Raw genomic sequence first — 18,204 nt, 5'->3', positions numbered from 1 at the left:
CGGCCGCCTAGGTCGTATGCTCGCCCGTGATGTTCAAATTGCTCTGCTGCAGATCGTCCAGCGTGTAGGCGTGGATGTAGTCGATCTTCATCTGAGCCGGCGTCGCCAGATGGTCCGGCGGCGCGCCGGCTTGACCGCCGATCGCGAGATCGACGAGCATGTACATGGGCTTGTTCATGTCCGACGGCGTCGCCGCTTCCGCGACCTGCACGCCGTCATAGGTCCAGATAAGCTTGTCCGGCGTCCACAGCAGGCCATAGGTATGGAAGCCGTCGGTGTCGGAGACATTCACCGTCGACCCGACCTTGGTGTGGGTTCCCGTCTCATTCGTGTGCGCGGTCATCAGAAGCTGGTTCGGGTTCTGTCCGTACATTTCCACGACGTCCAGCTCCGGCGGCCATGAGCCGTCTTCCGGCAGCAGCCAGAAGGCCGGCCAGGCGCCGGCGTTTTCAGGCAGGTCGGCCCGCATTTCGAAATAGCCGTAGGTCTGCGAGAAGGTGTCATGCGTCGTGAGCAAGCCGGACGTGTATTCATAGTTGTTGATCAGCGGCTTGATGTCCGCCGGCGCCTGCGCCGCGGTGATGGTCAGCACGCCGTTGCTGTCGACGCTGAACGGATGGACGGAGCTGGTCGGCGCGTAATTGGCGTCGATATACCACTGCAACTCGTTGTTCTGCGTCAACGTGCTGCCGTTCGGCGCGCCCCACCAGAAGTTGGTGTCCCAGGTGCCGCTCTGCCCGTTGTGGAGGCTCAGCGTGTTGAAGTCGTCGGAGAAGGACAGCGTCATGCCCGACTTGTCGATCGGCAGCTCGAACTGGCTGGCCTGCATCTTGTCTGCGGTGGTGTTGTTGAACACCAGCACCTCGTCGGAGCCGAGGTTGAGCAACAGGTTAGCTCCGGCCTGGATCATATGCGACTTGACGTCCGCGAAGGACATGAAGTCGTAGCCATTGAGGCGCACCGTGTCGTCCGCGCCGAAATCGGTGATCAGGTCGCTGCCATGGCCCTTGGTGATGATGAAAGTATCGGCGCCGCCGCCGCCGATCAGCACGTCGTTGCCGAGGCCCCCGTCAAACGTCTGGCTGCTGGTGCCGCCCTTGATGATGTTGTCGAGCGAATTGCCGAACGCGTAGTGGTTGTTGCCGGTGACGACGAGGTTCTCGAAATTGTCGGGCAGCTTGTAGCTCATCCAGGTGTCGATCGTGTCGATGCCCTCGCCGGGCAACTCGACCGCCCGGTTGATCGCCGAATAGAGGTGGTAATAGTCGTCGCCCGCGCCGCCATACATGGTGACGTTGACGCTGGTGTCGCCCCAGAAGGAATCGTTGCCGGAGGTGCCGTGCATTTCCGGTCCGGCCCCGCTTGCCGAGAACCAGTGGGTGGATGTGCCGGTATAGGGAAGAGGGACACCCTTGGCGTTGATGACGGTGGCCATAGGACAGTCCTCCTTGCGATGCACGGTCTGCTAGAATCGGTCGATGCGAGTTCAACCGGTCGATTCCGGATCAACTTCTAATTCAGGTTATCGTTCCAAGGAATTGTCCTATAGTACAGAGAAAAATTATATTTCAGCGATCAATTCTTTAAGACAGATAGAATAAGGGATTTCTAATACAATTTAAACGCGAGGCTCGGTAAATTTTACTCAATATTGCAAGAACTTCTGCCAAAAGATTGAGCAGATCGACGCGGACGAATGCATTTATTGCGGCTCAGCCGTCTGATCTGAGAGACGGTTCGGAAACAGCGGATGGATGGCGTGATGGACAGTCGTCCGCTCACGCCTTGCCCATCGCGATCGACTTCAGGAATGCCGCCGCCAATCCCTTCGCCACTGCCTCGTCGAAGCCTGCTTCGCGCATCGTCTCGATCGCGGCCGCTGTCGTGCCGCGATAGCCGAGGAAGGCCGCCACCGTGTCTGCAGGTGAAGCGTTGTTGAGCTCCAGCAGCCGGCCGGTACCGGTCAGCACCGTGTTGACGGCGCGCCGCGCGACCTCCGGCGAGAGGCCGAAGGCAACGGCGTCGCGCATCATCGCCTCGGCCAAGAGGGCAGGGAAGGCCGGGCCCGAGCCCGTCAGGCCGGTGAGATAGTCGATGTCGCGCTCGGTCGCCACCTCGTCCTCAACGCCGCAGGCGTCGAAGATCGCGCGCACGATGGCGCGGTCTTCCCCGGTGGCGTCGCTGCTCGCGATCCACGGCGTGTAGGATTTGCCGACCTCGGCCGCCGCGTTGGGCAGCGTGCGCACGACGCGGCGCGTGCCGTGCCTCTCGCCGATCTCGGCGATACGGATGCCGGCCATCACCGAGATGACCAGCTTGCCTTTGGCGTCCAGCTTGAGCGACGGCCAGTCCTGCGGCCGCACCGAAAGCATGATGATGTCCGAGCGGTCGGCGAGCGCCTGGTTGTCGTCGGTCCAGAAGGCGCCGGGGAGGCGGTCGGGCTTCTCGCTCCGGTAGGAGAGGGCAAGGTCTTCAGGGCGCATAACGTCCGCCGAGAGGGCCGCATCCGCAATGGCGCCACCCAGCCAGCCCGCGCCACCGACAATGCCGAGCTTGAATGAAGCGTTCATTTTTGCCTCCGTTGCAGGGCCGCACGGTAGCCGTCGGGCAAACAATTTGACAGCGAAAGCGCGGCGGCCTGTGCCGCGACCGCCGCCTTACCCTAAAGCGCGTCGCGATCTTTCAGATTCGCTCCATGCGCTTTAGGTCCTTGTTTTGATGCATGTCGTGATCCCGGAGCCGTGTACACCTCTGGGCGACATGCATTGGGTAAGCGAAATTTCACCAAGCGCTGTTAGAAGCCGCTCTCATGGATCGCAACAAGAACAACGACATCTTTGTCCTGATGGCAGCGCTCGCTGCCATGGCGATCTACAACATTGCCTGCGGCATCAAGACAGGCGAAGTCCGCGGCAGTTCGCATTGGGTCGCCCTGGCAGACGATCCGACGCGATTTTGGAACATCGTGGTCGGCAATTCGATTGTCCTGGTGGCTTCGATAGCCTTTCTATGGGTGCTCAATTCCCGCAGACCCGGATGACTTGAGGCGACGCCGGCTTTACCTTAAACCGCCCTCGTTATCCCGCCATCGACGCGGATGTTCTGGCCGGTGATATAGGCCGCCCCATCCGAGGCCAGGAACGAGATCGTCGCGGCGATTTCCTCGGAAGTGCCGTAGCGCTTCATCGGCACGCTGCCGCGTCGTTCTTCGGTCGCGGGCAGGCTGTCGATCCAGCCCGGCAACACATTGTTCATGCGAATGTTGTCAGCCGCGTAAGTGTCCGCAAAGATCTTGGTGTAGGCGGCAAGCCCGGCGCGCGCCACGGCCGAAGTCGGGAACATCGCGCTCGGCTCGAACGCCCAGGCGGTCGAGATGTTGATGATGGTGCCCGACTTCTGCTTCTGCATCGCCGGCGTCACAAGCCGGGTCGGGCGCACCACGTTGAGGAAATAGGTGTCGATGCCCTTGTGCCAATCCTCGTCGCTGATCTCGATGATCTGCGCGCGCGGTCCGTGGCCGGCGCTGTTGACCAAGACGTCGATGCGTCCCCAGCGCGCAATCGCGCCGTCGGTGAGGCGCTTCAAATCCTCGTTCGACTGGTTGGAGCCGGTGACGCCGAAGCCGCCGAGTTCGTTGCCCAGCGCCTCGCCCTTGCCGGAGGAGGAGAGCACGCCGACCTTGAAGCCGTCGGCCGCCAGCCGCTTCGCCGCCGCCGCGCCCATGCCGCTGCCGCCCGCCGTCACCAGAGCTACTTTTTCTGCCATGTCTCAATCCATTCGTTGGGGCGGGGAGCCGCCTATTGCTGAAAGCGGCTTTGTTAGCATGGACAGGGGAGGGCACGAACCGGTTTGGATTGCGCCACGATGGCGATTGGCGAAAGCGCCGGAGCGCGCAATCTCCCCCCTCGAGGGGGGAGATGGCCGGCAGGCAGAGGGGGTCGTCTCACATAGATCGCCAACCTCGTCCGGCCTCGCAGAGGGGGCCGGCGCTTTACGCGCGGCGACCCCCTCTGTCGCCTTCGGCGACATCTCCCCCTCGAGGGGGGAGATTGTCAGCTCAAACCTTGAACGCACTCATCAGCGTCTTCGACACCACCGCGCAGCGCCCCGGCTTCACCGCGCCCGCCTGCAGCGGCACGGCCCTGCCGGCCGGCACTGTCGGCTCGTACCAGGCGCGCAGCGCCTGGTCGCTGGCGCAGTAACCCCAGTTGACGAGATCGATCGTTTCCTTGGCGCCAAGGAAATGCAGCGAGGTGCCGATATCGGCGGGCGCGGTGGCGGCGCTCTGTACGAAGGTCGGCTCGGTGGCGTCCGGCTTGGTGGCGATCGACCAGTAGACGCCGCGGGTGGCGGCATAGTCGGGGCGGGGCGCGTCATTGGGCAGGTGCTCGGCATCCTTGGCCGCCTGGAAGCGGGCGACGAGATCGCGCCGCCTGAGCGACCGCACCTGGTTGTCGGTGGTGTCGAGCACCCGCCTCAACTGCGAGAACCAGTTCCAGTAGCCGGACCTGGACGCCTGCCAGGGCGCCCCGGCATCGCTTACCAAGAGCCAGCGGCAGCGCTTCAGCGCCGGCTCGATGCCGTGATTGTCGTAGACGCCGCCATCGGTGAGCACCGCGTGGCCGGCCGGCACCGGCGGACCGACGCTCGCATCGAGCTTGTCGTTCTTCCATTCGAAGGACTTAAGGTCGAGCCTCAGCGGGGAGAGGAATGGCGGGAAGGCCGAGGAGGCGGCGATCGCCGCCGCGACCGGCAGGTCGGCACGGTAGGCGACGCCGATCCGGTAATCGGCAATGTAGCGGTTGGACATGCGAAACAGCGAGCCGGTGCTGAGATTGCTGGAGCAGAAGACGAACCAGGGCCGCCTGGTCAGGCCTTTCAGCATCGGCCTCGATCCGTCGAACAGATGCCGTTCGTAGCAAGCGGCGACTTCACGCGCCGCGCTCGAAAAAGGCTTGAAGACGCCCTTGAGGATCGAGGGCGCGTCGAGGAAGACCTGCGAGAAAGCCAGGATCCGCTCCAGGTAAAGCTCGCGGAAATTGACGGCGACGCCGTTGACGAAGCTGAGGCGTGGCCAGAGAACGGCCAGCAGCCCAGCGGCGATCGAGCCGCCCGAGACCGAGCTCACCATGTCGATTTTCGAAAGCAGGCCGGCCTCGTTCAGCCGGCAAAGCACGCCGGCATGGAACAGCATGGCGCGGTAGCCGCCGCCCGATAGGCAAAGACCGAGATCGTAATGCTCGACCGTCTCGTCAGCTTGCGACGATGCCTGCAACTCCATCGCAGTCCCCTCCGCCTTTGCACCCGGTGCATTCGAGCTTGGCCCAATCCAGCCCAGCGCGGCTATTCTGGCAAGCGGTGGAAACGCGGAAGCCTAATGGCTCCGTCGCGGCGTGCTCTCGAGCCCAACGTCGGCGACTAGTCCGTCTCTTACCCGAGGTCCCCTTCGAAGATGACGAGCACGCGTTTTGATGCTTGGAGCGCAAACCGCATCGCTTCGCCGTAGGCCGGGTCGCTGTAGCACGCTTTGGCGATCTCCAATGAAGGGAATTCGACAACGATCAAGCGTTGTGCATCACGCGCTTCCATCAGCAGCGGCGGTTCTTTCGATGGGTTGATGCGCGCCTGATATTTTTCGCCGATCGGCTTCCACAACCGGCCATATTCGGCCTGCGCTTCCTGGTCCGAAATCGCAGTCCCGATGATTAGCCAATATCCCTTCACCGATTTGCTCTCCCGCTGATTGGTGGCCGTACGGAGAGCTAAGTCAGCGACCAGGCACCTGTCCAGATCCAAGCGCTGTGATGCCTTGATCGGGTGGAGCGGCACCGGGCCGATACCACCTGAGCGCGCTTGAACACGTGGCTGAAATTGTGCGATTGTCGCCCATCAACATAGGTGAACGATGAAGCGTACGGACAAGGCGCGGCCTTTTGTGCCGACCGAAATCCACGTTGGCACGGCCACGGATGAAAAGGGCGCTATCGGCATCCTCTCGATCCGGACAACGGAAGGCCTGTTGGATATCGCTCTGGACAGACACGCCGCCGAGGCCATCGTGAACGCCATCGGCACTATCCGGTCCAAGCTGGCAGCGGCTGAAGCCTAGATCGGTGTGGCGTTTCGGTGAAACGCCAGACCGATCTGTCTTTTGGAAACGACGAAAACCGCTTCACATCTTTCCTGGAACTGCTCCAGAAAAAGAAAGCCCGGTCGCAAGCCGGGCGGAGAGGTTATGGGACGCCGAGCGAGGATCCTTCGTTCGGCGGCTACCAATTTGCACCACCATTATGACAGGTGGATGAAACCTTTACTGATTGATCTCGGGCTCGACGAGCCTTGCCAGATTCTTGAGCGATTCCTGCCAGCCGAGATAGCAGGCTTCGGCCGGAATGGCGTCCGGAATGCCGGCCTGGGTGATCTCCATCTCCGTGCCGACCGAGACCTTCTTCAAGCTCACGGTCACCTGCATCTCGCCGGGCAGGTTGGGATCGTCGAACTTGTCCGTGTAACGCACGAGTTCGCCCGGGACGAGCTCGACGTAGTCGCCGCCGAAGGCGTGGCTCTCGCCCGTGGTGAAGTTGCGGAAGGACATTTTGAAATTGCCGCCGACCTTTGCCTCGAAGTGATGGACGGTGCAGGTGAAGCCGTTCGGCGGAAGCCATTTCGCCAGCGCGTCCGCCTCGATGAAGGCGCGATAGACTTTCTCGGGCTTGGTAGCGAGGACGCGATGCAGGCGGACAGTGCTGGGCATGTCGTTTCTCCTGTTGATTGCCGGTCTATGCTCCTATGACGGACGAGGTTTGGCCAGCCCGACAGTGAGTAGAAGATTTTTTGCGATAGTGCCGCCGATCTCCCCCCTTGAGGGGGAGATGTCGCCAAACGCGACAGAGGGGGTCGCCTCGCGTGGAGCGCCGACCTCAATCGGCAGAAGCATGTCGAGCCCAGTCGGACCGACCCCCTCTGGCCGCTTCGCGGCCATCTCCCCCTCGAGGGGGGAGATTATCCGAAGCGGTTGCCTGCTATTCCCCGCACGCCCGGCCGAAGCGCGAACAGGCCGCCCTCGAAGAGGCTGGCTGCAAGATGCTCCGCGCTCATCGTGAAGCGCGCGGAGGTGACGAACAGCGTGTCGAGGCCGGGGCCGCCGAAGGCGCAGCTCGTCGGCCAGCTGCAGGGCAGCTCGACGATCCGCTCCAGCCTGCCGTCGGGCGAAATACGCACGAGGCAGCTTCCGCCCACCACCCGGCAGTTCCAGACATGGCCTTGGGCGTCCATGCAGGAGCCGTCCGGCAGGCCGCGCTCGAAACCGGTGAAGAAGGGACGCGGTTCGCCGAGACGCCCCGCCTTCTTGTCCCAGCTATAGCTGTAGAGCGCGTTCTTCGTCGTGTCGGCGGTGACGAAGCGACCGTCCGCCGTCCACGCCATCGTGTTGGTGATGCCGAACCGGTCTTCGCTCAGCCTCTGCACATCGCCGTCCGGACCGACCCGGTAGAGCTGGCCCTCATCGCTCGTGATCGCCACCGGCGCGTCGTCCGGCCCGATATTGTTGGCCATCGTTCCGATCCAGAACGAGCCGTCCGGCGCGACGACGCCCTCGTTGAGCCGCGTTTCCGGCCGGTCGGCCTCGATTGCCGCGAGCGTCCGGAACGGCCCGCCGAAATCCCATAGCGCGATCTCCTTGCGCAGGCCGACGATGGCGCCGCCGTTGGCGCGCAGGCCGACCGAGGTGACGAGGTCGCCCGTCGGCCAGCTCTCATGCGCTCCGGTCAGCGGGTCCAGCCGATGGATCCTGCGGCCGATGATGTCGACCCAGACCAGCCTTTCGCGGCGCTCGTCCCACACCAGGCTCTCGCCGACCACGTCGCGCGCATCGAAAACCAGGCTGGCTTCCGTTTCGTTCATCAGGTTCCTCCCCCGGAAATGCGCTTGACATATATCTTTTGCCTGAACTATGAGCAATTCAATAACAACCTATCATACAGGTTTCGAGGGAGCAGAATGCAGGAGCAGACGGACCCACCGGATGAGCCGAATCCTGGCCTGGTCAGCACGGCGATCCAGGCGATCACCCAGCACATCCGCTCGGAAGGCCTTGCGCCGGGCGATCCGCTGCCCAGCGAAGCCGCCATGACGCGCCAGCTCAACGTTTCCCGCACCGTCGTGCGGGAGGCCTTCCGCTCGCTGTCGGCGATGCGTCTGATCGACATGAGCGCCGGGCGCCGCGCCACCGTCGCCAAGCTCGACACCGGCGCCATGTCGATGGTGATCGAGCACGGCATCACGACCCAGCAGATCAGCGTGCAGCAGGTCTATGACGTCCGGCGCACGATCGAGATGCGCACCGTGGCGCTCGCGGCTCTGCGCCGCACCGATCAGGAAGCCGCGGCGATTGCCCGGTCGGCCCGGCTGATGCGCGAGAAATTCAAGAACCCCGAGACCGTCATGGAGCATGACATCGCCTTCCACGAGGCGATCGCGGCGGCCTCGCACAATCCGGTCTTTTCGCTCATCGTCACCGCCTTCAGCGGCGTCACGCGACGCACCTGGGTGATCGGCTGGCGCACCCGCTCCTCCGACGAGGACCAGCTCAAGATGATCAAGGGCCATGAGGACATCGCCGACGCTATCCTCAAGGGCGATCCGCGGCTGGCGGCCGAGCACATGGCCGAACATTTCGACAAGAGCGTCAAGGCGCTGCTCGACGCGGGAATTGCCTGAGATGGGGATTGCCTGATGAAGATCCGCGCCATCGAGACCATCCGCATCGAGGAGCGGCCCAACCTGCTCTGGGTCGAGGTCCATACCGACGAGGGCATCACCGGGCTGGGTGAGACCTTCTACCTGTCGCGCACGGTCGAGGAATATCTGCACGAACACGTCGCGCCACGCGTTATCGGCCGCGATCCGCTGCAGATCGACCTCTTGGCCGCCGACCTCGTCGGCTATCTCGGCTTCCGTTCCAGCGGCGCCGAGGTGCGCGGCAACTCGGCCTTCGACATCGCGCTGTGGGACATTTTCGGCAAGGCGACCGGCCAGCCGGTCGCGCAGTTGCTTGGCGGCTTCAGCCGCCGCTCCATCCGCACCTACAACACCTGCGCCGGCACCGAATACATCAAGGACGCCAAGGGCCAGACCACGGCCAATTACGGCATCGGCGCCGGGCGGGACTATGACGACCTCAATGCCTTCCTCACCCGCGCCGGTGAGCTGGCCGAGGAGCTGCTCGAAGACGGCATCACCGGCATGAAGATCTGGCCGTTCGACCACGCGGCGGAAAAGATGCGCGGCAACGACATCTCGGCGGCCGACCTGAAGGCGGCGCTGCAACCCTTTGAGAAGATTCGCAAAGCCGTCGGCGACAAGATGGACGTCATGGTCGAGTTCCACTCGATGTGGCAGCTCTTGCCGGCGATCAAGATCGCCGAGGCGCTGAGGCCCTTCGCCACATACTGGCACGAGGACCCGATCCGCATGGACAGCCTCGGCGACCTCAAGCGCTACGCCGCCGCCAGCCCGGCGCCGATCTCGGCCTCGGAGACGCTGGGCAGCCGCTGGGCCTTCCGTGACCTGTTGGAAACCGGCGCGGCTGGCATCGTCATGCTCGACATCTCCTGGTGCGGTGGCCTGTCGGAGGCGCGCAAGATCGCTTCGATGGCCGAGGCCTGGCGGCTGCCTGTGGCGCCGCATGACTGCACCGGTCCGGTCGTGCTCGCCGCCTCGACGCATCTGTCGCTCAACGCCCCCAACGCGCTCGTCCAGGAAAGCGTGCGCGCCTTCTACCGCACTTGGTACCGCGACCTGGTGACGGCGCTGCCCGAGGTGAAAGACGGCATGATCACCGTGCCGCCGGGGCCTGGGCTGGGGCTGGCGCTCAGTCCCGATCTTGGCAAGGCCTACACCGTCCACCGCCGCGTCAGCGACCGGTCAGACATTTAGAAAGATCCAAAGGGAGGAACAGACATGAGAAAACTCACCGCAATGCTATTGCTCGGCGCCGCCCTCATCGGCGGGCAGTCGGCTGCCAAAGCCGACGGGCTCAACATCGTCTTCACCCACCATTCCTCGGCCTCCAACACCTTCTGGCAGGCGGTGAAGAAAGGTTTTGACGACGGCTGCGCCAAGGTCGAGGCAACCTGCAATATGGTCTTTACCCAGACCGAGGGCTCGATCGAGCAGCAGGTCGCCAACATGCGCGCGGCGCTTGCCGCCAAGCCCGACGCGCTGCTCACCTCGATCGTCGACGACCACGCCTTCGACGACGTCATCAAGGAGGCGCGCGACGCCGGCGTGCTGGTGATCGCCGTCAATGTCGACGACACCGAAGGCGCCAAGGGCAATGCCCGGCAAGCCTTCGTCGGCCAGGGTTTCAAGCCCGCCGGCTATTCGCTCGCCAAGGCGATTTCCGAGAGTTTTCCGAAGGACGGTCCGATCAAGGTGCTGGTCGGCATTTCCGCCCCCGGCCAGAACTGGTCGGAAACCCGCGGCGCCGGCGTGATGCAATTCCTCGAGGAATACAAGGCCGCCCATAAGGACCGCGACGTGTCGTGGGAGCGCATCGACAGCGGCACCGATCTCGCCATCACCTCCGATCGCGTCGGCGCCTATTTGAACGCCCATCCCGACACCACGGCCTATTTCGACACCGGCTTCTGGTGCGCCGGCGTGGCGCGCGTGCTGGCCGATCGCGGCGTGGCGCCGGGCAAGGTGCTGCTCGGCGGCTTCGACCTCGTGCCAGAGGTGCTGCAGCAGATGCAGAAGGGCTACGTCCAGGCGCTGGTCGACCAGCAGCCCTACATGCAGGGCTTCATGCCGGTGATGGAAGCCTATCTCAGCAAGAAGATCGGCCTTGCCCCATCGGACATCGACACAGGCCAGGGCATCGTGCGGCCGAAGGAGGCGGACAGCATCATGGCGCTGTCCGCCCAGGGGATGCGCTGAGACGCATACGCAGGAGATTGGCCGAAACGCCCGTCGCCGAAACGTTGGCGGGACAGCACCCCCCTCTGTCCTGCCAGACATCTCCCCCGCAGGGAGATCGGATGTCGCGCCGGCTTTCGCCAATCGTCAATGTTGCAGGAATGAGCGAAGCGCCGGAGCTGCCAATCTCCCCCCTTGCGGGGGAGATGTCCGGCAGGACAGAGGGGGGTGTGAAGGAACGCGGCGCCACAGTACCTTCGACGGTTCTAGGCGCCGCCGATACGCTGCATAAATCCCGAACCCGGAGCCTTTCGTTGAAGCGCCTGTTCAAGACCTATCTCGAAAAGCCGGAGCTGGCCGGGCTGATCCTTTTGCTGCTGCTCATCGTCCTGTTCCAGGTCCGCTCGCATGGCGTGTTCCTCAACCAGGACAATCTGCGCGGCATCCTCGGCATCCTGCCGGAGGCCGGCCTCGTCGCCATCGGCGTCACCATCCTGATGATCAGCGGCGAGTTCGATCTCTCGGTCGGCTCGGTCTTCGCCCTGATGCCGATGACCATGGCGGTGCTGATGGTGCATGGCGCCCCGTTCCCGCTGGCGCTGCTTGCCGGGCTTATGGTCTGCGCGGGCATCGGCTTCATCAACGGCTACGTCACCATCCGCTTCGCCATACCGAGCTTCATCACCACGCTCGGCATGCTGTTCATGGCGCGCTCGCTCACCGTCGTCGTCTCCGGCGGCTTCCCGCCGCTGCTGCCAGCCGACCTGCCCAACTGGCTGTTCACCTCCTTCGTCGGACCGGGCAACATGTTCCGCATGTCGTTCCTGTGGTTCGTGGCGGTTGCGGTGCTGACCTCGCTGATGCTGTCGCGCACCAATTTCGGCAACTGGATCAAGGCGACCGGCGGCTTCCTGCCTGCCGCCGCTTCGATGGGCATCCCGACCGCCAGGGTCAAGATCGTCTGCTTCATGCTGTGCTCGGTGCTGTCCGGCTTCGCCGGCATGCTGCAGGTGCTGCGGCTGGGCTCGCCGCTGCCGTCGATCGGCGAGGGAATGGAGCTTCAGGCGGTGGCCTCCGCCGTCATCGGCGGCGCCTCGCTCACCGGCGGTATTGGCACCGTCATGGGCGGCATCATCGGCACCACGCTGATCCGCGTCATCGACAACGGCCTGGTGCTGAGCCACGTCGACGCCAACTGGTTCAAGTTCGCCATCGGCTTCCTCACCATCTTCGCCGTCGTCGCCAATGCCTGGATGCGCAAGCGCGCCAAGGCCATCAAGATGGAGGGCTGAAGCCGTGAGCGACGCGATCATCTCGGTGCGCAATCTGCACAAATGGTATTCCGGCGTGCATGCGCTGAAAGGCGTCACGCTGGACTTCCGCCGCGGCGAAGCGCTCGGCCTGGTCGGCGACAACGGCGCCGGCAAGTCGACCTTGATCAACATCCTGTCCGGCGTCCATCGCGCCGACCAGGGCGAGATCAAGGTCGAGGGCAGGGCGGTCAGCATCGCGACGCCGCGCGACGCGATGGCTCTCGGCATCGAGACCATCTACCAGTACAACTCCATGGTCCCCACCATGTCGATCGCCAGGAACCTGTTCATCGGCCGCGAGCCAACGCGCTTTTCGGTGCTCGGTGTCGGTATTCTCGACCAGAAGAAGATGGCCGAGGAGAGCATCCGCGCCATCGCCAATGTCGACCTGCATCTGCGCTCGCCCGATGCGCTGGTCGGCGAGCTCTCCGGCGGCCAGCGCCAGGGCGTCGCGATCGCGCGCGCCATGCATTTCAAGTCGAAGGTGATGATCCTCGATGAGCCGACCAACCATCTCTCGGTCAAGGAGACGAACAAGGTGATCGGCTTCGTGCGCGGCCTGAAGGAACAGGGCATCACCACCGTCTTCATCAGCCACAACATGCACCACGTCTTCGAATGCTGCGACCGCGTGGTGGCCATGGCGCGCGGCGAAGTGGTGCTGGACAAGCGCATGGAGGACACCTCGATCGACGAGGTCCAGGGCATCCTGTGATGAAGTGCTTTCCATATCGGAATAGGAGGCGGCAATGGCGGCAATGAAAGTCCTTGCCGGTCGTGTCGTGCTTTTGACGGGCGGCCTCGGCTCGCTCGGCCGGGCCCAGGCGGTAACGCTGGCCCGAGCCGGCGCGCGCGTGCTGGTGCTCGACCGCCCCGACATCAGCGATGCCGAGCAGACGGTGGCGGCACTTGCCCGGCAGGCCAAGGGCGATATCGCTTTCGTCGGCTGCGATCTCAACCGGCTGGCCAAGGCGGAAGCGGCCGTTGCCGCGCTGGCCGCGAGCGAAGGCGGCATCGACATATTGATCAACAACGCGGCGCTGATCATCAACCGGCCGTTCGAGGAATTCTCGCTGGCCGAATATGAGGACCAGATCCGCGTCAACTCTTCGGCGGCGTTTGCGCTGGCGCGGGCCTGCGCGCCGGGCATGAAGGCCAAGGGCTACGGCAAGATCGTCAACTTCTGCTCGATCACGCTCAACGGCCGCTGGGACGGCTACGTGCCCTATGTCGCATCGAAGGGCGCCATGCTTGGCCTCACCAAATCGCTGGCGCGCGAGCTCGGGCCGCACGGCATCCGCGTCAACGCGGTGTCGCCCGGCGCGGTGGTCTCAGAGGCCGAGGAGCGCGTCTTCGGCGACCGGTTGAGAGAGTACAATGACTGGATCCTGGAGAACCAAAGCCTTAAGAAGCGCATCGAGCCTGAGAACGTCGCCGAGCTCGTGCTGTTCCTCGTCTCGCCGGCTTCCGACATGATCAGCGGCCAGAACATCGCCATCGATGGCGGCTGGTGAGAGCATGGCTGGCGCGATCGAGCTGAACGACGGACAATCGAGGCTGGTTTTGGCGCCGGAAAACGGCGCGGCGATCGCCCGCTATGACGCGCTGGTCATCGGCAGCGCGCCGATCGCGCTGCTGAAGCCGGGGGACGGCACCGGCGCGTCCGGCTGCCAGCTCCTGGTGCCGTGGTCGAACCGCATTTCCGGCGGCGGCTTCACCTTCGGCGGCCGCTTCCATGCCGTCGCGCCGAATGTGCCTGGCGAGGCCTTTCCGATCCATGGTGACGGTTTTCAGAAGCCGTGGCGGCTTGTCGATCGCACCGATACCGAGGCCGAACTGGTGCTCGAGGACGGCGCCATCGGACCCTACCGCTACGCGGCCTCCGTCACCTATTCGCTGCGCGACGGCGCGCTGGAAGCGTGGCTGACGGTGGAGAACCGCGCCGGCATGCGGCTGCCTTACGGCCTCGGTTTCCATCCCTGGTTCCCGCGCGGCGACACGACCCTGCTGCACGCGAAGGCCAAGCGCGTCTGGCTGGAGGACGAGCGCCATCTGCCGGTCGGCGTCGTGCCGGTGAGCGAGCGCCCGGGTTGGGATTTCGAGCGCCCCATCCCGCTGCCGCTCGACTGGGTGAACAACGCCTTCGACGGCTGGAACGGCCGCGCCTCGATCACGCAGCTCGAGGACGGGATCAAGATTACGCTCAACGCCTCGCCGGAGCTCGACTTCTACATCCTCTATTCGCCGTCGCCCGATGCCGGCTTCTTCTGCTTCGAGCCGGTCTCGCACCCCGTCGACGCCCATCACGGCGAGGGGCTGACGCCGCTGGATGACGGGGAGACGATGAGCGCGGAGATGCGGCTGGATTGGGAGATTGCGGAGACCGATTGAGGGCGCGCAAGCGGAGCGCATAATCTCCCTCCTCGAGGGGGAGATGGCCGGCAGGCCAGAGGGGGTCGTCTCACATAAAACGCCGGCCTCAGCTTTCGTCGCGCAAGCGCCGGCGCTTCACGCGCGGCAACCCCCTCTGTCGCCTTCGGCGACATCTCCCCCTCAAGGGGGGAGATTACGCGCCCCCCCTCTACAACTCCTTCTCGGCCAGCTCCCTGAATTCATCGGGCACAGAGCGCCCCGCTTCCAGCGCCACGGTGCCGTAGCCGACGGCCTCCTTGCCGAAGCGTTGGCGGATCTTGTCGACGGCGCGGTCGGCGCCGAAGCGGGCGAGACCTTTGCGGCTGCCGGGCTTCAGCTTCTCATCCGTCAGGCCGAGCGGCAGTTCGAGCTGCAGTTCGGCATGCTCTTCCAGATGCGAGACCGAGATCGCCAGCAGCGATATCTCCTTCTCCCGGGCGTTGGCGGCGAGCACGCCGCGCACCAGCTCCCCGGCGATCTCGGCCAGCATCGTGGTGGCCGAAATCGGCTGCTCCAGCGTCACCGAGCGGGTGACCGCGTGCATGTCGGCAAAGCGCACCCGCACCGTCACCGTGCGGCCGGGCCGGTTCTTGGCGCGCAGGCGGCTGGCGACGCGGTCGGCCAGGTGCAGAAGCGTCGGCACGAAGACGCGCGGCAGCGCGGGCTTGCGGCCGAGCGCCGATTGCGCGCCGGCGGAAATCGCGCGGCGATGTGTCTGGAGTTTTCGCGGGTCGCGGTTCCAGGCAAGCGCCGCGAGCTTCTGGCCGGCGGCATGGCCGATCAGCCGTTCCAGCGCGCCGCTATGCGTACGCGCCAATTGCCCGATGGTCTCGACGCCGATCTCGGCGAGCCTGGCCTTGGTCGCCGGGCCGACGCCCCACATCAGCGACACCGGCAGGTCGTGCAGGAAGGCGAGCTCGGTACCGGGCTCGACCACCACCAGCCCGTCGGGCTTGGCCACCTGCGAGGCGATCTTGGCCAGATGCTTCGTCCGCGCCACCCCGATCGAGATCGGCAGGCCCAGCTCGCTCTTCACGCGGCCGCGGATGGTCTTGGCGATTTCCTCCGGCGGCCCGAACAGATGCGTGCAGCCGGCGACGTCGGCGAAGGCCTCGTCGATCGAGATGCGCTCGACCAGCGGCGTGAAATCGTCGAGCACCTTGATCGCGGCGTCGCCAAGGCGCTGGTATTCGCTGAAACGTCCGCCGACGAAGATCAGCTGCGGGCAGAGTTCGCGCGCCTTGCGGCCGGGCATGCCGCCGCGCACGCCGAAAACCTTGGCCTCATAGGAGGCGGCGAGCACGACGCCGCCGCCGACCGCGATCGGCTTGCCGCGCAGCGAAGGATCGAGCAACTGCTCGACGGAGGCATAGAAAGCGTCGAGATCGGCATGCAGGATGGTGGCGGCTGAAGCGGCGTTCGTGGCGGGCATCGCGCGCTCCCGTCTTCCATCCCATCCGCTTTTGGCATTGCAGCATTAGCAGCGGCTGTTGTAAGCGGCGTTCATCGGAACATAAAGAGAACAAAAGCAGTTTCTTGTCAAGCCGCCGCACTGCACAAGAGAACGTTTACAATCGGTTGCAACCGAAGCGATTGGAAAGGTTGCGCGTGACGCCCGAAGCTGCCGATCTCCCCTTTGGGGATTTGGCTGTTGCAACGCTACGGCGCCAGCCGCAACCCTACGCCGGCTTGGCGTATTGTTCTGCGCTGAGCACCTCGATGCATTGAAACGGCTGATTGCCTACCACCCAGGCGTCATGGCCGGGCGGGATCGTATAAGACGTGCCCTCGGTGAAGGTTTTCTCGGTCCCGTCGTTCATGCGCACAGTGATCGTCCCGGACACGACATAGCCGACATGCGAGACCTGGCAGCTGTCTGTCTTGACCACCGGCTTCACGCATTCGGACCATTTCCAGCCGGGCTCCATGTTGAGCCGCCCGAGCGTGTAGCCCGGCAGCCGCACGATTTCGACACGTGTCTTGGCGGGCGAGCGGACTTCATCGGGGTTGTTGTGCGACTTGGATTCGAGCTTGGTGACGTTCATTGCAGCTTCGGCCATGGCATCCTCCCATATTCCATGAGTCCAAGCGGAGCCTGACGCCGCGATCGCCGGCGACCGCTGCCGGATTCATACGCCTTTCAATGAGTGATTGCTAATGTAATTGCGAGGCGCGGCGGGAAATCGATTTTGCCGCGCAGCGGCTATTGCAAGCATGCCCTGCCGGTGATTTGCTGCTCGGAGCGTCGGCACGACGATGGTTGGGGGGCCATCCGTTCTCGCCCCCAAAGGGAGAATTCGATGAATCCTCGGCAACCGGTCTGGACGATCCCGTCGCCGCTGTCGCAATTCCCAACCAGAACAGTCTCGAGCTTCGCCAAGTGTGCGCCGCACGCTGGGCAGGCAGGGACGTAGCCGTGGTGGGGAGGATCATCGGACGGAGGCAATCAAACTAAAAAAACAGGGAGGAAACCGATGCTTCATCAGGCTCCGAAAACGCAAACCCATCCGCGGGTCCTCGGCACCCGTCGTGACCCGCCGGCGCTTCGCCAGTGTTGTGACAGCTACATTTGTCCGGTCTGCGACCAGGTCGTCGAACTGACGGATTTCCGCCAGGTCGTCTGGCATCAAAGGCCCGGGCATAAGCCGATGGAAATGGACGGCTGAGAGCTGCCGGCGAGAAAAAGGGCCCGCGCCTTCCGACGCGGGCCAGTGCTGGAGTAGCCGCTCGGTCAACGTGTTCCCGCTCAACTGGTTGCGCCTGGGGGCTACGGTCCGTAGCGCCTCTGCGACTGAAGTCTCACCTTGCACTGCAGAGGCCCGAGTGGCCGGATTTTTGGAAACAAGTACGCCGGCAATTCATTGCCTGACAGGTCGTCGAACAAAGTCCCTTCATCGGCGGCTCAGAGTGGAGTGCCCGCCATTTCCTGCGATGTGGCGGGCAGCTTCCTAAAAGCAAATGGTTGGAGCAGTTCGCCGAACTGCTCCTGGGAGATGCCCAATGCAGCCCGGCGAGTTTATCGCGAACCTGTTCGCCGCCCTTTTGCTGGCAGCCGTGATCGCCGGCATCTTCCTCGTCTTCGGCAAGCCGCTCTGGCCGGAACGTCAGGCGCAGATGGTCATTCTGCTTCCGATCGATCCGGCCACGACCGGATCCGTGCGCAAGGTCTGCTTCGAGCCTTGCCTGCCGCCGCGCTTCGATCTCAAGCTCGCGCCCCAGAGGCCGCTGTCGAGGCCGTCGTCTAATTCGTGAGCGGAACCTGGCCGCACACCGCGCCGTTAACTCCCGCGAAGGGATGCTGTCGGCGGAGGCCGCCATGGATAGCTTCGAACTCATCGATCTTCTTTGCGTCGTCGATGCCTGCGCGAGCGATCGCGCGGCCGGGCGCTTCATCTCAATGTCGAAAGCCGTCGAGGAACTGCGCGTCCTGACCGGCGACTTCGTCTCCTCGGACGAGGCGGCGGCGAACGCCTTGAGCCAGGTGGCGTTGGAGCGCGGCTGCGCGGTGTTGTTCGACGAGCAGCCGGGCGCCGATATCGTGGGCGAGTTGTGATCTCCCCCT

The 18,204-nt window shown here is 64.2% G+C and carries 22 protein-coding genes; 13 read left to right on the top strand and 9 right to left on the bottom strand.

The window, feature by feature from the left end; all coding sequences use genetic code 11:
- Positions 1-7 precede the first annotated feature (7 nt).
- Together eglC and ABID26_RS00395 are read right to left on the bottom strand one after the other, a co-directional pair.
- Positions 8-1,435 (bottom strand): endo-1,3-1,4-beta-glycanase EglC, encoded by a 1,428-nt coding sequence (gene eglC, locus ABID26_RS00400; RefSeq protein ID WP_292300827.1) that lies wholly within the window; start codon positions 1,433-1,435, stop codon positions 8-10.
- A gap of 343 nt (positions 1,436-1,778) precedes the next feature.
- Complete coding sequence (locus tag ABID26_RS00395; RefSeq protein WP_292300825.1) at positions 1,779-2,570, bottom strand: pyrroline-5-carboxylate reductase family protein; 792 nt, start codon at positions 2,568-2,570, stop codon at positions 1,779-1,781.
- 239 nt (positions 2,571-2,809) lie between these two features.
- On the opposite strand from ABID26_RS00395, the gene ABID26_RS00390 reads away from it, so the two are divergent.
- A complete protein-coding gene (locus ABID26_RS00390) occupies positions 2,810-3,040 on the top strand; it encodes a hypothetical protein (RefSeq protein ID WP_126100886.1) in 231 nt (76 codons plus the stop codon).
- A gap of 23 nt (positions 3,041-3,063) precedes the next feature.
- On the opposite strand, the gene ABID26_RS00385 is transcribed toward ABID26_RS00390, so the two are convergent.
- The 3 genes from ABID26_RS00385 to ABID26_RS00375 form a co-directional block, all read right to left on the bottom strand.
- The gene (locus ABID26_RS00385; RefSeq protein WP_292300823.1) at positions 3,064-3,765 is read right to left on the bottom strand and encodes an SDR family oxidoreductase; all 702 of its coding nucleotides are present in this window, start codon (positions 3,763-3,765) and stop codon (positions 3,064-3,066) included.
- A gap of 292 nt (positions 3,766-4,057) precedes the next feature.
- Positions 4,058-5,281, bottom strand: a complete 1,224-nt coding sequence (locus ABID26_RS00380) for a patatin-like phospholipase family protein (protein ID WP_292344323.1) — start codon at positions 5,279-5,281, stop codon at positions 4,058-4,060.
- A 149-nt stretch (positions 5,282-5,430) separates the two neighbouring features.
- On the bottom strand, positions 5,431-5,724 hold the full coding sequence (locus ABID26_RS00375; protein ID WP_292304770.1) for a DUF1330 domain-containing protein: 294 nt from the start codon (positions 5,722-5,724) through the stop codon (positions 5,431-5,433).
- A 181-nt stretch (positions 5,725-5,905) separates the two neighbouring features.
- Here ABID26_RS00375 and ABID26_RS00370 point away from each other — a divergent pair, with 181 nt between their 5' ends.
- Positions 5,906-6,109, top strand: a complete 204-nt coding sequence (locus ABID26_RS00370) for a hypothetical protein (protein WP_126100882.1) — start codon at positions 5,906-5,908, stop codon at positions 6,107-6,109.
- Between the two features lie 17 nt (positions 6,110-6,126).
- Entirely contained in the window at positions 6,127-6,294 is a 168-nt protein-coding gene (locus ABID26_RS00365) for a hypothetical protein (RefSeq protein WP_292304769.1), read from the top strand.
- Positions 6,295-6,310: 16 nt separating this feature from the next.
- Here the strand turns inward: ABID26_RS00365 and ABID26_RS00360 are convergent, their stop codons facing one another.
- Together ABID26_RS00360 and ABID26_RS00355 are read right to left on the bottom strand one after the other, a co-directional pair.
- The gene (locus ABID26_RS00360) at positions 6,311-6,754 is read right to left on the bottom strand and encodes an SRPBCC family protein (protein WP_292304768.1); all 444 of its coding nucleotides are present in this window, start codon (positions 6,752-6,754) and stop codon (positions 6,311-6,313) included.
- A 248-nt stretch (positions 6,755-7,002) separates the two neighbouring features.
- Positions 7,003-7,902, bottom strand: coding sequence for an SMP-30/gluconolactonase/LRE family protein (locus tag ABID26_RS00355; RefSeq protein ID WP_292304767.1), 900 nt, complete (start codon positions 7,900-7,902; stop codon positions 7,003-7,005).
- Positions 7,903-7,998: 96 nt separating this feature from the next.
- Here ABID26_RS00355 and ABID26_RS00350 point away from each other — a divergent pair, with 96 nt between their 5' ends.
- From ABID26_RS00350 to ABID26_RS00320, 7 genes are all read left to right on the top strand, one after another.
- Positions 7,999-8,718, top strand: coding sequence for a FadR/GntR family transcriptional regulator (locus tag ABID26_RS00350; protein WP_126100879.1), 720 nt, complete (start codon positions 7,999-8,001; stop codon positions 8,716-8,718).
- A 15-nt stretch (positions 8,719-8,733) separates the two neighbouring features.
- Positions 8,734-9,936, top strand: coding sequence for a mandelate racemase/muconate lactonizing enzyme family protein (locus ABID26_RS00345; RefSeq protein ID WP_354413248.1), 1,203 nt, complete (start codon positions 8,734-8,736; stop codon positions 9,934-9,936).
- A gap of 24 nt (positions 9,937-9,960) precedes the next feature.
- Entirely contained in the window at positions 9,961-10,938 is a 978-nt protein-coding gene (locus ABID26_RS00340; protein WP_126100878.1) for a sugar ABC transporter substrate-binding protein, read from the top strand.
- A gap of 293 nt (positions 10,939-11,231) precedes the next feature.
- Positions 11,232-12,209 (top strand): ABC transporter permease, encoded by a 978-nt coding sequence (locus tag ABID26_RS00335; protein ID WP_292303302.1) that lies wholly within the window; start codon positions 11,232-11,234, stop codon positions 12,207-12,209.
- Positions 12,210-12,213: 4 nt separating this feature from the next.
- On the top strand, positions 12,214-12,945 hold the full coding sequence (locus ABID26_RS00330) for an ATP-binding cassette domain-containing protein (RefSeq protein ID WP_126100876.1): 732 nt from the start codon (positions 12,214-12,216) through the stop codon (positions 12,943-12,945).
- Between the two features lie 43 nt (positions 12,946-12,988).
- Complete coding sequence (locus tag ABID26_RS00325; RefSeq protein ID WP_126102762.1) at positions 12,989-13,744, top strand: SDR family oxidoreductase; 756 nt, start codon at positions 12,989-12,991, stop codon at positions 13,742-13,744.
- Positions 13,745-13,748: 4 nt separating this feature from the next.
- Complete coding sequence (locus ABID26_RS00320; protein WP_292303301.1) at positions 13,749-14,621, top strand: aldose 1-epimerase; 873 nt, start codon at positions 13,749-13,751, stop codon at positions 14,619-14,621.
- 190 nt (positions 14,622-14,811) lie between these two features.
- On the opposite strand, the gene dinB is transcribed toward ABID26_RS00320, so the two are convergent.
- Both dinB and ABID26_RS00310 read right to left on the bottom strand, forming a co-directional pair.
- Complete coding sequence (dinB, locus tag ABID26_RS00315) at positions 14,812-16,074, bottom strand: DNA polymerase IV (RefSeq protein WP_292303300.1); 1,263 nt, start codon at positions 16,072-16,074, stop codon at positions 14,812-14,814.
- Positions 16,075-16,321: 247 nt separating this feature from the next.
- Complete coding sequence (locus tag ABID26_RS00310) at positions 16,322-16,702, bottom strand: cupin domain-containing protein (RefSeq protein ID WP_292303299.1); 381 nt, start codon at positions 16,700-16,702, stop codon at positions 16,322-16,324.
- A gap of 414 nt (positions 16,703-17,116) precedes the next feature.
- Between ABID26_RS00310 and ABID26_RS00305 the strand changes: the two genes are divergently transcribed.
- The 3 genes from ABID26_RS00305 (at position 17,117) to ABID26_RS00295 (ending at position 18,195) form a co-directional block, all read left to right on the top strand.
- The gene (locus ABID26_RS00305; RefSeq protein ID WP_354413244.1) at positions 17,117-17,308 is read left to right on the top strand and encodes a hypothetical protein; all 192 of its coding nucleotides are present in this window, start codon (positions 17,117-17,119) and stop codon (positions 17,306-17,308) included.
- A gap of 334 nt (positions 17,309-17,642) precedes the next feature.
- Positions 17,643-17,894, top strand: a complete 252-nt coding sequence (locus ABID26_RS00300) for a polymerase (protein ID WP_292303298.1) — start codon at positions 17,643-17,645, stop codon at positions 17,892-17,894.
- A 64-nt stretch (positions 17,895-17,958) separates the two neighbouring features.
- Positions 17,959-18,195, top strand: a complete 237-nt coding sequence (locus tag ABID26_RS00295) for a hypothetical protein (protein WP_059185605.1) — start codon at positions 17,959-17,961, stop codon at positions 18,193-18,195.
- Positions 18,196-18,204 lie beyond the last annotated feature (9 nt).

The sequence above is a fragment of the Mesorhizobium shonense genome (genome assembly GCF_040545255.1).
GTDB lineage: Bacteria > Pseudomonadota > Alphaproteobacteria > Rhizobiales > Rhizobiaceae > Mesorhizobium > Mesorhizobium shonense.
The sequence above is the reverse complement of the archived record's forward strand: the minus strand, read 5'-3'. Positions and strand labels throughout refer to the sequence as shown.